General features: G+C 70.5%; 10 protein-coding genes, 1 tRNA gene and 3 pseudogenes. 9 read left to right on the forward strand and 5 right to left on the reverse strand.

Features of this window, described 5'->3' with window-relative positions; all coding sequences use genetic code 11:
• Nucleotides 1-422: 422 nt before the first annotated feature.
• Nucleotides 423-495, reverse strand: a tRNA-Thr gene (locus FRADC12_RS11195).
• A gap of 297 nt (nucleotides 496-792) precedes the next feature.
• On the opposite strand from FRADC12_RS11195, the pseudogene FRADC12_RS34295 reads away from it, so the two are divergent.
• Both FRADC12_RS34295 and FRADC12_RS31135 read left to right on the forward strand, forming a co-directional pair.
• Nucleotides 793-1011 (forward strand): annotated as a pseudogene (locus FRADC12_RS34295) (IS110 family transposase); the annotation flags it as partial.
• A gap of 16 nt (nucleotides 1012-1027) precedes the next feature.
• A complete protein-coding gene (locus FRADC12_RS31135; RefSeq protein WP_232303730.1) occupies nucleotides 1028-1603 on the forward strand; it encodes a hypothetical protein in 576 nt (191 codons plus the stop codon).
• Between the two features lie 1112 nt (nucleotides 1604-2715).
• Here the strand turns inward: FRADC12_RS31135 and FRADC12_RS11210 are convergent.
• Nucleotides 2716-4092, reverse strand: a complete 1377-nt coding sequence (locus FRADC12_RS11210) for a ferredoxin reductase family protein (protein WP_084011312.1) — start codon at nucleotides 4090-4092, stop codon at nucleotides 2716-2718.
• A 469-nt stretch (nucleotides 4093-4561) separates the two neighbouring features.
• Here FRADC12_RS11210 and FRADC12_RS34860 point away from each other — a divergent pair.
• The 5 genes and pseudogenes from FRADC12_RS34860 to FRADC12_RS11240 form a co-directional block, all read left to right on the forward strand.
• Nucleotides 4562-4606 (forward strand): annotated as a pseudogene (locus tag FRADC12_RS34860) (hypothetical protein); the annotation flags it as partial.
• A gap of 247 nt (nucleotides 4607-4853) precedes the next feature.
• A pseudogene (locus FRADC12_RS34305) lies at nucleotides 4854-5156 on the forward strand (DUF305 domain-containing protein); the annotation flags it as partial.
• A gap of 315 nt (nucleotides 5157-5471) precedes the next feature.
• Complete coding sequence (locus FRADC12_RS11230; protein WP_045876604.1) at nucleotides 5472-5843, forward strand: BlaI/MecI/CopY family transcriptional regulator; 372 nt, start codon at nucleotides 5472-5474, stop codon at nucleotides 5841-5843.
• Between the two features lies 1 nt (nucleotide 5844).
• Entirely contained in the window at nucleotides 5845-6822 is a 978-nt protein-coding gene (locus FRADC12_RS11235; protein ID WP_045876605.1) for a M56 family metallopeptidase, read from the forward strand.
• Between the two features lie 234 nt (nucleotides 6823-7056).
• Nucleotides 7057-7536: a DUF4362 domain-containing protein gene (locus tag FRADC12_RS11240; RefSeq protein WP_045876606.1), complete on the forward strand. Its 480-nt coding sequence runs from the start codon at nucleotides 7057-7059 to the stop codon at nucleotides 7534-7536.
• Between the two features lie 516 nt (nucleotides 7537-8052).
• Here FRADC12_RS11240 and FRADC12_RS11250 read toward each other — a convergent pair.
• Both FRADC12_RS11250 and FRADC12_RS11255 read right to left on the reverse strand, forming a co-directional pair.
• Nucleotides 8053-9690 (reverse strand): CocE/NonD family hydrolase, encoded by a 1638-nt coding sequence (locus FRADC12_RS11250; RefSeq protein ID WP_045876607.1) that lies wholly within the window; start codon nucleotides 9688-9690, stop codon nucleotides 8053-8055.
• Nucleotides 9691-9877: 187 nt separating this feature from the next.
• The gene (locus tag FRADC12_RS11255) at nucleotides 9878-10432 is read right to left on the reverse strand and encodes a TetR/AcrR family transcriptional regulator (protein WP_084010595.1); all 555 of its coding nucleotides are present in this window, start codon (nucleotides 10430-10432) and stop codon (nucleotides 9878-9880) included.
• Nucleotides 10433-10685: 253 nt separating this feature from the next.
• Here FRADC12_RS11255 and FRADC12_RS11260 point away from each other — a divergent pair, with 253 nt between their 5' ends.
• Nucleotides 10686-10919: an NfeD C-terminal domain-containing protein gene (locus tag FRADC12_RS11260; protein ID WP_084011311.1), complete on the forward strand. Its 234-nt coding sequence runs from the start codon at nucleotides 10686-10688 to the stop codon at nucleotides 10917-10919.
• A gap of 15 nt (nucleotides 10920-10934) precedes the next feature.
• Complete coding sequence (locus FRADC12_RS31145; RefSeq protein ID WP_232303731.1) at nucleotides 10935-11102, forward strand: hypothetical protein; 168 nt, start codon at nucleotides 10935-10937, stop codon at nucleotides 11100-11102.
• Nucleotides 11103-11246: 144 nt separating this feature from the next.
• Here the strand turns inward: FRADC12_RS31145 and FRADC12_RS11265 are convergent, their stop codons facing one another.
• On the reverse strand, nucleotides 11247-12722 hold the full coding sequence (locus FRADC12_RS11265; protein ID WP_232303732.1) for an MFS transporter: 1476 nt from the start codon (nucleotides 12720-12722) through the stop codon (nucleotides 11247-11249).
• Nucleotides 12723-12746 lie beyond the last annotated feature (24 nt).

Genomic DNA, 12746 nt, shown 5'->3' on the forward strand with positions numbered 1-12746 from the left:
AGTCTTGTCCCCCACTGCGCGCTGGGCCTCATCGCGGTCAGCGCTCCCAAGGGCTCTGCCGGACGGCAGGCATCGACCACATCAACGCCCCGAAACCGGGTTCTGGCACGGCACACGTGAGTCCTGGTTCGCGACGCCGACGGCGGGAAGCGGTCAAGTGGTCGCCGTATCAGGGCGCTCATCGTGTCTGAGCGCTCGATGTGACCATCAGCGCATGATCGAGACCTGGAGGGCGGAGTCTGCGTGGTTGGCTGTCTCGATCGCGCCTCGAGGTCCAAGACGGCGGCGCCCTTCGCGGCGACTTCCGCGATGACCTCGTGCCCGAACTCACATTTCCCGGTGATCTGGCGTGCCTGCGGGCCGCCCCGGCAGGTGGAGACAGGGATTTCATCCTTATACCGATGCCATTTGGCATCACACGGAGCCGGTGAGGGGACTCGAACCCCTAGCCGCCCGATTACAAGTCGAGTGCGCTACCAATTGCGCCACACCGGCAACCCTTTGAGGGTACCGGATCGTGTGCAGGCTGCGTGTCTGCCCAGGTGGCGGGCTCTGGGCCCGGCCGGGCGGTGTCGGGTCTGTCGACACGGCCGCGCTGTATGAGCACACAATGAGCACACATCGGCTGGGGCCGCGATGCTGCCCGTCGTCACCGTTGGCTGGCTCGTGATGTTGCCTCCGTTCGGCGGACATGGTCCGCACCGAGCGGCATCAACTGTGCCCGGCCGCCGGGGACAGTGACCTGGCCGAGGGTCTGAAGGTGACCGCGCGGGCGCACCAGACACTGGTGCCCATTTTGGCCAGCACCCGGACGCTGAGATCGTTCTCTCCCGGCCAGGATTGGGCCCAGTCCTCGCCGCCCTGGAGCTCGCCGAGTTCGGGGACGACCCACGCCGCTACACCGACGTCAAGGCCCGCAGGAACTATGCCAGCCCATCACCCGCGCCTCGGGCAAGAAGACCGTGGTGATGACCCGCTACGCCCGCAACACCCGGCTCGCCGACGCCTCGCTCAGGCCCGGCATACGGTGCGCAAGTACTACCGCGCCGACGCCCTCGAGGACGTCGTGGTCCGGGGTCTCGAGGGCGCCCCCAGCGTCCTCGACCGCCAAGCCCTACCTGGCCGAACGGTTCCCGAACGGTTCGCCGCCGGGTCACCCGCGCCGACCTGCTCTTCGAGGAGATCCGCGGACGCGGCTACCCGGGCAACGAACGCACGGTCCGCCGACATGTCGCCACCCTGCGCGCCCGCAGCCCCGCGTCGCAGGCACCGCCGCCACCGCCCCCGAAGGCCCGCGACGTCGCCCGCTGGAGCCTCACGCACCCCGACCGGCTCGACAGCGCCGGCCGCCGCGCTCGACGCGATCTGCACCCGCAGCCCAGCGCTCACCGCGCTGCGCGGCCACGTCACGGGGTTCGCCGAAATGCTCACAGGCCGCCACGGCGAGCGCCTCGACGCCCGGCTCGCCGGGGTCGAGACCGACGACCTGCCCGGCCTGCACCGCTTCGCCAACGGCCTCCGCCGTGACCACGTCGCCGTCCTCGCCGGACTGACCCTGCCGCACAGTTCCGGAGTCGTCGAGGCGCCAACCGCATCAAGATGATCAAAAGGCAGATGTACGCCAGATCCAGTTCTACTGAGCCATTCCTGGCAACGACTCGTGACGTTCGCCGACGGTTACGGGGTGTGAGTGTCCCTGGGGCTGGGACGACAAAGGGAGTCGGTGAGTGTGACTGCCTGATCGCCGGCCAGGGCCCGCCTCGGCGAGCCCGGCCGCCGGTGGGTCGGTCCGCCGTCCCGCGCCTGTGCGCTACGAGGGCCAGGCTGCCGCAACCAGCAGCTGGGCTGCGCTCGTCGACGTCGCCACCACCGCGGCTCTGGTGCCCCGCACCCGGCACTCGCCCTCGCTGACAACCATCCGCCACGTCCACGTTCCGCTGTTCCGGACAGCCCTCGCCGTCGACCACACCCAGTTCGCTCCGATCCTCGCCCGGCTCCCTGGCTTCCGGCATGACAAACTGCACTCCGGAAACGAAGCGCTCAACAGGCCGCCCGGTCGCGCTGACTCGAGCGGCAGTGGTGCCACGACCGGGGAGTAAGGCCTAGGGGTTGCTTCCGCAGCAGCCGTCCTCGCGGGCCGGCTGGGCTGACTCGCGCACGAGCTACCCAGCCGGCTCGAACGACCTTCAGGTCGCGGCTGCCCGACAAGCCGGGCGGGCCGGACGTTCCTGCCGCGCTCGGCGACTTCGCCCACGTCGACGCCCGGCCGGCGCCTTCCGCCGGGTGTACGTCGTGTTAACCAACTTTTTTCACGCTGGCCGACCAGAATGCGCGGATGCACCGCTTAGCAAACGGGCGGGCGCACCGCGACCGGGCGGCCATTTTTGTGAGCGCGTTCGTTCCCGACCTTCGAGCGGTTCGGCGGCCGCCCGCAGCCGGGGGCGGCCGGTTTGGCCCGCTGGGCGGTCCGACTCAGCGCCTCGTCCCACGATCCCAGAGCGTCCGCAGCCGCCACCTCGCCGTCGGACGGGAACGGGCCGCGCACGTATCTGGTCGACGGGCTCGTCGCCGTCCTCGAACTGGCGGAACACTGGGCAGAGCGGGCCGGCGAACGTTCACCTCAACCAGCTCGCTTCATATCTCCGCCTGGCGCGGGCCGCGCTGACGAACCCGCGCAGCCGGAGGACCCGCGGGCGCCACCTTCCGTGGCGCCGGTCAGAAGTCGAACCGCTCTTCGTGAAGCTGCATCTCGGGCAGGCCGGCGTCCTTCAACGAGCGCCGCACGGCGGTGGCCATGCCTGGCGGGCCGCAGAGGTAGACGTCGCGGTCGAGCAGGTTGGGGACAAGGTGCTGGAAAAGTTCGGTTGACATCGGCCCGACCTGGTCGCCGATCAGGTACTGCACCCGGGCACCGGGGCGTCGGGCGATCTGGTCGAGCTCGTCCCTGAAGATGGCGTCCGCGTGCGCCCGAGCTCGATACAGCAGGAGGAGGTCCTGGCCAGAGCCCAGCGGGATGGTCTCGAACAACGCTCGCAGGGGGGTGATGCCGACGCCGCCGGCGACGAGCAGCACATCGCGCCGGGTGCGGCGATCGGCGGTCATTGCCCCGTAGGGGCCTTCGGCGACCACCCACGTGCCGGGTTCCAGGTCCTGTAGCCGGGTGCTGCCGTCGCCGAGCGCCTTCACAGTCAGCCGGAGATGAGTGCTGGTCGGCGGCGCGGACAACGAGAAGGGGTGGGCGGTTGTCCAGAGGTCGGGCGTCAGGAACCGCCAGCGAAAGAACTGTCCCGATTCGGCTCGCAGCTCCTCCAGGTCCCGCCCTTCCACGATCACGGACACCACCCCAGGCGTCTCGGGCAGCACCGCGCTTACCCGCATGCGGTGCCGGGTGGCGTTGCGCAGCGGTGTGAGGACGCGGTGCCGCAGGACGAGAGCGAACACGTGTGTGTACAGCAGCGCCCACAGCACTTGCAGGAGACGATGTCCCGCGAGGTCGGGCCCGGCGAGCTGGTGCACGAAGCTCAGTGCGACACCTATGTAGACCAGCAGGTGGAACGTGTGCCACCGCTCGTATGACACCCGCCGGCGGACATGTCGGATCGACAGACCCGCCACCGCCAGTAGCAGCAGCGTCCCGACCGTGGTCGCGACCAGCCACGGCAGGCGCAACACGTGCCAGGCCGCGAGCCACAAGCTTTCCCCTCGGCTGTTGGCCCAGGACACCACCGCGGCCCAGGCGTGCGCGAGCACGAGGAGGACGACGATGCGGCCGCCGCGGCTGTGCCAGGCCGACAGCCGGTCAGCCCCCACCCCGCGTTCGAAGGCCGGGGCCCGGGACATGAGCCCCACCAACACCGCCACCCCGTAGCCGGCCAGCATGCCGCTGGCATGGGCCACCACAACTGGAAGCTGCACGGGTTGCGGGCCCCGGAACGCGAGGATGATCGGCCAGACGGCGACCGCGAGCGCGCCGACCAGGATGGCGGCCAGAACCTCGTCGGGCTGGAAGCTTGGCCGGGGCCCGGCCGGCCGGCGCGGTATCTCGGATCGCGGCGGCGGGCGGAGGCCGGCGGTCGGCGCGGTCGCCGGCATCACAGGCCCCCTGGGCCCGGCTGCTTGTCCAAGGGCTGCGCCGGCTGCATCATGCCCTGAGCGGCGGTGCTACCGGCGGCCAGCTGGGACAACGTCGGTACCGGCGCCACCGGAGACACGGCCGGTGCCGTCAGTCCCAACCACACGGCCAGCAACGTGGCCAGCCCCGGAAGGATCGCCCTGCTGTACGCGGAGCCGCGCTGACCCACGGCCGCCGAGTGCCTGGATGCGTGCATGCTCTTCCTTACGACTGGGGAATGACTCGGGACGGCCCGCGCGCTGCCTGGCCAAGTCCTTTATCGCCCTCGCACCTATGCGGCAGCTGCCGTGGACCTGAAGGTTTGCTGGAAACCGAGGCTCATCCCGAACCGGGACGGCCCACCACCCGCAGCGCCGGCGCGGACCACAACGCCGCGGACGTGACCTTCGCGCAGGGCGCGATCCCGCACCACCAGCAGGCGCCATCACGATGGCCAACCTGGCACTGGCCCAGGCCTCCTCACCGGACGTGAAAACGCTGGCGAAGAAGACCAGCGACGCCCAGACGCCAGAGATCACCACGATGACCGGCTGGCTGACCAGCTGGGGCGAGCCAACCGCGCCTAGCCCCAGTCATGGGATGGACATGGCCAGCGGCGGACTGACGACCATGCCGATGACGTCCATGCCGATGACGACCATGCCCATGACGACCAGGACATCGATGCCGATGACCTCGATGCCCATGGCCACCCCGACCGCGTCGATGGGCGGGTCGATGGGCGGGTCGATGGGCCGGGTCGATGGGCGGGTCGATGGGCGGGTCGATGGGCGGGTCGATGGGCGGGTCGATGGGCGGGATGATGAGCGACGCGGACATGGCCACGCTGCACAACGCCTCGGGCCGCGGCTTCGACCGGATGTTCCTCACCATGATGATCCAGCACCACCGGGGCGCGATCGACATGGCGACCACCGAACAGCGCGACGGCCGCTACGGCCCGGCCAAGCAACTGGCCAGCTCGATCATCACCAGCCAGACCGCCGAGATCACCACCATGCAGGCGCTCCTCCAGCGGATCTGACAACCAGGCCTGGGTGGTGGGCTCCCGCGGCCGGACCCCACCACCCAGGCGCAACCGGGGATTCCCATCGCCACCGGTTTCCGAAGAAGATTACTATTCGTCATAGTTGATCGCCGCCGATACCCGCCTCACTTCTGGACGGTTCAGGGGATGCCCAAGAGGTCACGTGGTGACGGCGAGACCGCCGCGCCGCGGTGCGGCGGCCCGATGGCCGCCTGTCCGCCCGATCGATGTCCGCCGTGGCGTGGCACCATCGCAACGTCCGGAGACGCGCGGCGGCACCTCCGGCGCGCGCGGGCGGGTGATGGAGGCGGGATGGAGCTGTTCGGCGACCTCGAGGCCGAGGTGATGGACCGGATGTGGGCGCGCGTGGAACCGGCGACCGTACGTGACATCCTCGAGGGGCTGAAGCAGGAGCGCGCCATCGCCTACACCACGGTCATGACGGTCATGGACCGGCTCTTCCAGAAGGGCTGGCTGTCCAGGGAACGCGTCGGCCGCTCGTACACCTATGCCACGACGCTGACCCGCAGCGAGTACACCGCCCGGCAGCTGAACGAGGTGCTGTCCGGCACCGACAACCGAGGCATGGCGCTGCTGCACTTCGTCCGGTCGATGCAGGCCGCCGAGGTCGAGGCGCTCAACGACGCGCTGCGCTGGCGGGCCCAGGACAAGGGCGCCGACTGACATGACGGCCCCCCTGCTAGCCAGCCATATCCTGGCGATGCTGTTCCTCACGCCACGGCTGCTTCGCGGTTCCTCGTGGACCCGCAGGGCGCCGAGGCTCGGTATCGGCGTCTGGACCGCCGCGTGCCTGTCCACCCTCGCCGCGGTCTGCCTCGCCGGCGCCCTGCTGATCGTGCCGCTGCTGACCGTCGGCCACGCGATCATCTCGCTGGTCCTCGTGTGTGACATCTCGTTGCACCACGTGTCCCGCACCACGGCCTCGCTCGCCATGGACGTCACCGGGGCCGGCGTCATAGCGGTCATCGCGGCGCGCATCCTGTACGCGACAACGACCGTCGCGCTACCCCAGCGACGGCTGCGACGCAGGCACGCCGACGCGGTACGGGTACTCGGTCATCGTCACCCCACCCGCGGCGACATCCTCGTCCTCGAGCACCCCGTCCCGGCCGTCTACTGCCTGCCCACCCACCACCGGCTCATCGTCGTCACCGAGGGCGCCCTCGCGCTGCTCGACCCGCCGCTGCTCGACGCCGTGATCGCCCACGAGCACGCCCACCTGCGCGGCCACCACTACCTGATCACCACCGTCACCGCGGTACTCGCCCGCGCCTTCCCCAGGCTGCCTCTGTTCACCGTCGCCAACGACGAGGTACGCCGCCTGGCCGAGATGGCCGCCGACGACAGTGCAGCCCGCCGCTGCACCCCGCACACCGTCGCCCGCGCACTGCTCGACCTGGTCGCCGGCCAGGTACCCGCACCCGTGCTCGGGATGGCCGGCGTTGGCACCGCTGAAAGAGTGCGCCGGCTACTCGCCCCCAGCCGTCCGATCAGCCCGGCCGCGCGCTACCTCGCCGCCGCCAGCGCCACCGCGCTGCTGGTCATGCCCATCGCCGTTCCGACAGTGCCCGCCCTCGTCGACGACGCCGCCCACTGCCCCCCAGCCGTTACCGCGGGCGCCACACCACGGCCGACGCACTGACCCGCGGCTCTGCGCTGGCGGCGGTCCTTCCCTATCTGGGCGAGCGGCGGCGGCTGGCGGTGGCGGCCGAAGCGCGGGCGCGATGATCCTCAGCAGCGCGCGGATCTCGTGCGGGTCTACGCAGGGCCACCTCCGGAGCAGGCAAGCTTCCACCAGCGGAACTGTCGACCGGCCGTACCGGGGCTCAGGTGCGGTGACGGGAACCAGATCGGGAGACCGCGCATCCAACTCGTCATGGCAGCCCCACGTCTCGCCCGGCTCATCCTGCTTGCCGCCGCTCTGACCGGCTGGCTGACGTTGGCCGCCTGTGGTCGCAACCCACCGCCGCGATCGCCGACCGCTGGCGAACAGCCGTTCACCGCGATAGACGTGCTGGACTGTGGCAGCGAGCGGATCGATCTCGACCACCTGGTAGCCGGAGACGCGCGCCGGTGTTTCGTCGAGGCGGTCGCGGCTCGTCAGGCCGCGACGCTGACGAGCACCGCGACGACGACCGAGGGCGACCCGATCGTCTACACCCTCAGCAGCGACCCAAGCGGCGCCATCACGGTAATCGAAGACACGAGCAAGGACCACTTCCGCGGCGTCGGCACTCCAGACCGCACGCGCTACGTCTGCGTCTCGATCGACGACAGCCGTGAGACACGGCCCCACGTGGGCGATGTCGTCGTCACGCACCTCCACGGGTGCTCCACACCCGCCGCCCAGACTTGATCGTCCTCGACGTCATGCTGCCCGGCATCGACGGCTTCGAGGTCGCCCGCTGACTGGAACTTGGGCACACCCGCTGCCCGCTGCTGTTCTTGACCGCCCGTGACGCGACCGCCGGCAAGGTCACCGGTCTGACCATCGGCGGCGACGACTACGTGACCAAGCCGTTCAGCCTGGAGGAGGTGATCGCCCGCATCCGGGCGGTCCTCAACGCAGTCGATCAGTGGCGCGCTCGGCACGGACACCGAGGTTGTCGTTCGCCGACATCGAGATGGACGAAGAGACCCATGAAGTGTGGAAGACTGGCGCCCTGGTAGCGCTCTCGCCGCCGAAAGATCGACACAACGGAGCCCCGGCTGCTGCACACGCTGCGGAGCGTCGGGTACGTTCTGCGGCCCCCGCCGCCCTGACGATGCGCGCCGCCGTCAAAGGGCTGATGTCACCGATTGCACTGTTCGCGTCGGGGCGCTCCCCGGTCACTGGTGTCGCCGGTCGCCGGGGAGCGGTCCCGCTGTCGGGTCAGGGACCGGTGAGGTCCGGGAGGTCGAGTATGGAGCCGCCGGCACCGGTTGCGACGGTCACGTCGACCGGGGTGGTGTTGGAAGTCAGCATCGAGGCGGCGCCGCCGGAGAGCCGGACCGCGATGCGGTGGCCGGCGGCGAACCGCCAGTCGTCCGCGCGGATGGCGATGGTGAACGTGGTGAGCTTGCCGACCGGCACCGGGGTCGGGGTGACGTTGGACGTCCGGTGGCTGGCTCGTAGAAAGCCGTCGTTGACCAGTGTCGACGTGCCGTCGGGAGCGACGTCGAGCAGCTCGGCGTAAAGGTTGGCGTCCGGGCCGGACAGGGAGGCCCGCAGGGTGAGTGTCGGATGCCCGAACATGGACATGGCCTTGGCCAGTGGGGCGGTCTGGAACGTCACCGACCCGCCGGGCTTGGTGGGGTCAGCCGGCTGATGGAACACGACGTTTCCGGCGGTACTGGTTCCGGCGGTGGCGCCCAGGCTGCCATCGGCGTTCAGTGTCAGTGCGCTCTTCGCCGCATGGGCCGGGTCGACGGTCGTGATCTCACGCCAGCCGGCCGCGCCGCTGTTCGGGCCCTCGTAGCTGACGAAGGTGGGCTTGGCCGGGATAGGGGTGCCCGGCAGCTGCTTGACCCAGTGGTCGAACCAGGCCAGCAGGACGCCCGGTGCGAGTCCCTGGGGGTTGCACAGGCCCGGGCAGTTCGGGAATGCGATCGGGGACTGGTGCGGCCATTGGCCGTAGATCGCCCAGGTTCGGCTGCGGGCGCCTTCGATATTGGCCAGGGCGCCGGACCGGAAGTACTGGTCGACCCACCCGCCCATGGCGAGTACCGGAACCTTGATCGAGCCATACTGGCCGGCGAAGGATCGCTCCTGCCAGTAGCTGTCGAAGGTCGGGTGGGCGCGGTTCGCGGCGTACTCGGCGGCGGCGTCGACACGGCCGCCGCTGAGCGGCTGGACCAGGCCGGGCCAGTTGTCGACGCTGCCGCCCTCGGTGGTCTTGATACCGCCGGGGTAGATGACGTCGTCGTACAAGCTGGCCGTGGACTGCAGCGGGGCGACAGCCAGCAGGTGCGGCGCTTGGTCAATGGCGGCGCGATAGGTGGTAAATCCGCCGTAGCTTTCGCCGTACATGCCGATGCGACCGTCGGAGAACGGCTGGGCCGCCAGCCATTCAACCAGGTCGCTGGCGTCCAGGCCATCCTGGGGCGACATCGCGTGCTCCCAAGTGCCGCCTGATTTCCCGGTGCCCCGTAGGTTGCAGACCAATCCGTCGTAACCCCGGGCAGCGAAGTAGGCGGCCTCCTGGATGTAGGTGGTGCGCAAGCCGTCGTAGGGCGTGAACTCGACCACCAGCCCGGGGAACCGGCCGCCCGCCGCGGCGCCGCCGGTCGCGGGTCGCACCAGCGAGCAGTCAAGCGGTGTGCCGTCCCGCATCGCCACCGTCACCGCGGTCGTCGTCGAACCGAAGGTGGGCGGCCGCGTGTACGACCACCACGCCGTCGTGGTCGCGGACAGCGGCTGGGCCCGGGCGACCAGCGGGCTGGCAGGCGACGCCGCTGGAGGGCTGCCGACGGAGGATGACCCACACGCGGTCACCACCAACGCCACCGCGGTAACGCCCACCGCCAGCATCCCCCGGGAGCTCCTCGGTCGCCCCGCCCGCCCGACACGCGGCGGCACCCATCGCTCGCCGGCAGCACCCTCACCGGGCAGGTGTGATCCCTTCATCATTTCAACTCCTGGTTCCGCCTGGGCCCGCACGCCATCCGTGGCGGCAGGCAGCCGCCAGTGTGGCGGGGCAGGGGGTGCCTGACTCGGTTCATCCGGACTGCTCCTTGTCCAGGTCGGTGCTGGTGGGCTGGCGACGGTCGGCGATGACAGACAGCACCTGCAGGAGCCGGTCGGCGAACGGCTCCGGGTCGAGAAGGTCCGGGCCTTCGACCACCCACCTGTTGAAGACGGCGGCCGACCCACCGACGAGAAACCCAGTGAGGTCCTCGACGAGCTCCGGGGACAGCCGCTGGTCGGACATCCGGTGCACCAGCCGCTGGTTCAACGGGCTGAGCAGGTCGTTGAGCGCCTTGGCCAGCGCGTAGGCGACCGGCCCGGTCAACATCGCCCGGTAGTACGACCGGTACTCCGCGAAGTGCCGCGCCGCCGCCACCACCCGCTCCCGCCCACTCAGGCGACCCTCCGTGATGCGAGGCATCAGCTCTCGCTCCGCCAGGTCAAGCGCGGCTTCCAGCAACAACGTGTCACGGTCGCCGAACTGCTGGTACACAAGCTGTCGGCTCACATCCGCCGCTTCAGCGATGTCGGACACCGTGACCGCCGTCGTCCCCCGCGCCCCCACCAGGGCCACCACCGCCCCCATCAGAGCGGCCCGCGACCCGGAAACGCGACGGTTCCCGATCCGGGCAGGCACCAGCCGGCCAACCTCCACGCCCTCGACAATGACACATGTCAAGACAAGTGACTAGTACTTTCGAGCAGGGTGGTAGCCATCGATCCAGCCGGGCCGGGCCAGTGGAACGAGAGCGCCGGTCCGCATGGCACCTCCGATCCGAATGGGTGTATAGCTGGTCGAGATGGGCCATGCGCCTCGGCGCCGGCAGGAGGTGGGCGCGGTGGGCGACCCGGCAGTGATCGGTCGCGCAGGGCATGTCACCGTCGCCACTCGTGGCCTCGACGGCGCCGGCGAGGTGCAGGTGAGCGTCCGCGGGGGCGTCGAGACCTACCTCGCCTGGTCCGACGATCCACTACCCAAGGGCGCGCCTGTCCTCGTCATCGGTACCCGAGGGCCCAGAACCGTCGACGTGGTGCCCTGGACGGACACCCCGGCACTCAACGCGGATCGCTGACAAAGGGAGCACCTCATGTTCCGCTATCGAGTCCCGGCGCCCGACGAGGCGATGCTGATCTCCGGTGGCAAGCACCGCGGCGAGGCTCCGTTCCGGGTCGTCACCGGACACGGCGGTTTCGTGATGCCGTTCTTCCGCAAGGTGCGATTTCTCTCGCAAAGGCCATGGCCCCGGAAAGCGTGACGGGCGTCCTCGGCTCCAGCCGTTCGAGGGCGGGGTTCCACATCACCCGCTGCCACCCCAGCTCCCGTTCCCGTTGGGACGGCGAGTCCGGGGGCTCGATGAGGCACGGGTGTCAACAATCGCCGTTGCGCATCCTGACTGGGCTCAGGCGTCCTGGGGGATCGCGGTGCCCGCGACATCACCGGAGCGGTGCGGCGCCGGAAGGTAGATGGCGGCGAGGGTGGAGAGGCCCGCCAGCACCGTGATGACCAGGGCGACCGTGTGCAGCGCCGGGACCGCGCCGGCGTGCGCGGACTGCCGGGTGAACAGGGTCGCGACGAGACCGATCCCGAACGACCCGAGGATGCGCTGCACGACGTTGAACGCGGTGTTCGCGTCCGCCTGCTGCTCGGGCCGCAGCGGCTCGGTCGCCACCAGCACCAGCGGGGTGATGGTCAGGCCGACCGCTCCCGCGCGGGCGGCGAGGATCAGGGCGGTCAGCCACAGCGGGGTCGCCGCGCCGAGGACGAACAGCCCGGCGCTGGCCGCCACCAGCAGCGCGAAGCCGCCGAGGACCGTCGGCCGGACGCCGATCTTCTCGCCGGCTCCCGCGCCGGCCAGCGTGCTCAGCCCGGTCACGATCCCCTGCGGCAGCAGCGCGACGCCGGTCATCAGCGCGGAATGGCCCTGCGCCGACTCGAGGAAGACCGGGACGACGAACACGATCGACCACGCCGCGACCGAGGCCGTCCCACAGAGCGTGAACGCCAGTGCCACGCTGCGGTCACGCAGGATCGAGAGGTCGAGTGCGGGATTTTCCACGCTGCGCGACCGGAGCGCGTAGAGCGCGAGGACGGCCACCCCGGCGAGCAACGGCCCCCACGTCAGGGGCGGTGTCCAGGAGCCGCGGGTGATGCGGTCGACGCCGTAGAGCACGCCGACCAGCCCGGCGACGAGCAGCAGCAGCCCGACCGGGTCGGGCCGCGCGGCGGGCTGCGGCGGAGGGGTGATCCCGGTCGGCAGCCGGCGGGCCGCGGCGATGGCGAGCGCGCCGATCGGCACGTTGATCAGGAACAGGACCCGCCAGCCGTCGCCGCCGCTGACCGCGCCCAGCAGCAGGCCGCCCAGGCTCGGGCCCAGCGCCGGGCCGAGGAAGAGCAGGATGCCGGCGGCCGGGGACATCCGGCTCTTCGCCCCGCCGGATCCGCCGAGCAGCATCGACATCGCGAGCGGGACGAGCGGCGCGCCGGCCAGGCCCTGTAGCACCCGGGCGGCGATGAGGACACCAGCGCCGGGCGCGGCCGCGCAGAGCGCCGACGCGACGGTGAAGGCGGCGAGGAACCCGGTGTAGGCGGGAATGGTGCCGAAGCGCCGGGCCAGGTAGGAGGTGAGCGCGAGCCCGGCACCGAGGGAGAGCAGGTAGCCGCTGATGATCCACTGGACCGTCGGCAGCGACGTGTGGGTCTGGCGGGCGATCGGCTCGACGGCGACGTTGACGATCGACGAGTCGAGCATCGTCAACAGCGGCCCCGCCAGCAGCGCGTACTGCGCGCTCGCGCCGAACCGCGCGGCCGCGCCGGGGGCACCGGCCGCCTTCGGCACAGCCTCCATCGACGTGGCCTCCACGGGTGCGGCCTTCACCGCTCTGAACTCCGCTGTTCTCGG

This window comes from Pseudofrankia sp. DC12, from assembly GCF_000966285.1.
Lineage (GTDB): Bacteria > Actinomycetota > Actinomycetes > Frankiales > Frankiaceae > Pseudofrankia.

What these genes read in the sequence shown, in the direction of transcription:
- FRADC12_RS11210 (WP_084011312.1), bottom strand. Translation starts at nt 4,092, where the DNA reads ATGCCGGCGACCGCGCCGACCGCCGGCCTCCGCCCGCCGCCGCGATCC.
- FRADC12_RS11230 (WP_045876604.1), top strand. Translation starts at nt 5,472, where the DNA reads ATGGAGCTGTTCGGCGACCTCGAGGCCGAGGTGATGGACCGGATGTGG.
- FRADC12_RS11235 (WP_045876605.1), top strand. Translation starts at nt 5,845, where the DNA reads ATGACGGCCCCCCTGCTAGCCAGCCATATCCTGGCGATGCTGTTCCTC.
- FRADC12_RS11240 (WP_045876606.1), top strand. Translation starts at nt 7,057, where the DNA reads ATGGCAGCCCCACGTCTCGCCCGGCTCATCCTGCTTGCCGCCGCTCTG.
- FRADC12_RS11250 (WP_045876607.1), bottom strand. Translation starts at nt 9,690, where the DNA reads ATGCTGGCGGTGGGCGTTACCGCGGTGGCGTTGGTGGTGACCGCGTGT.
- FRADC12_RS11255 (WP_084010595.1), bottom strand. Translation starts at nt 10,432, where the DNA reads ATGGGGGCGGTGGTGGCCCTGGTGGGGGCGCGGGGGACGACGGCGGTC.
- FRADC12_RS31145 (WP_232303731.1), top strand. Translation starts at nt 10,935, where the DNA reads ATGTTCCGCTATCGAGTCCCGGCGCCCGACGAGGCGATGCTGATCTCC.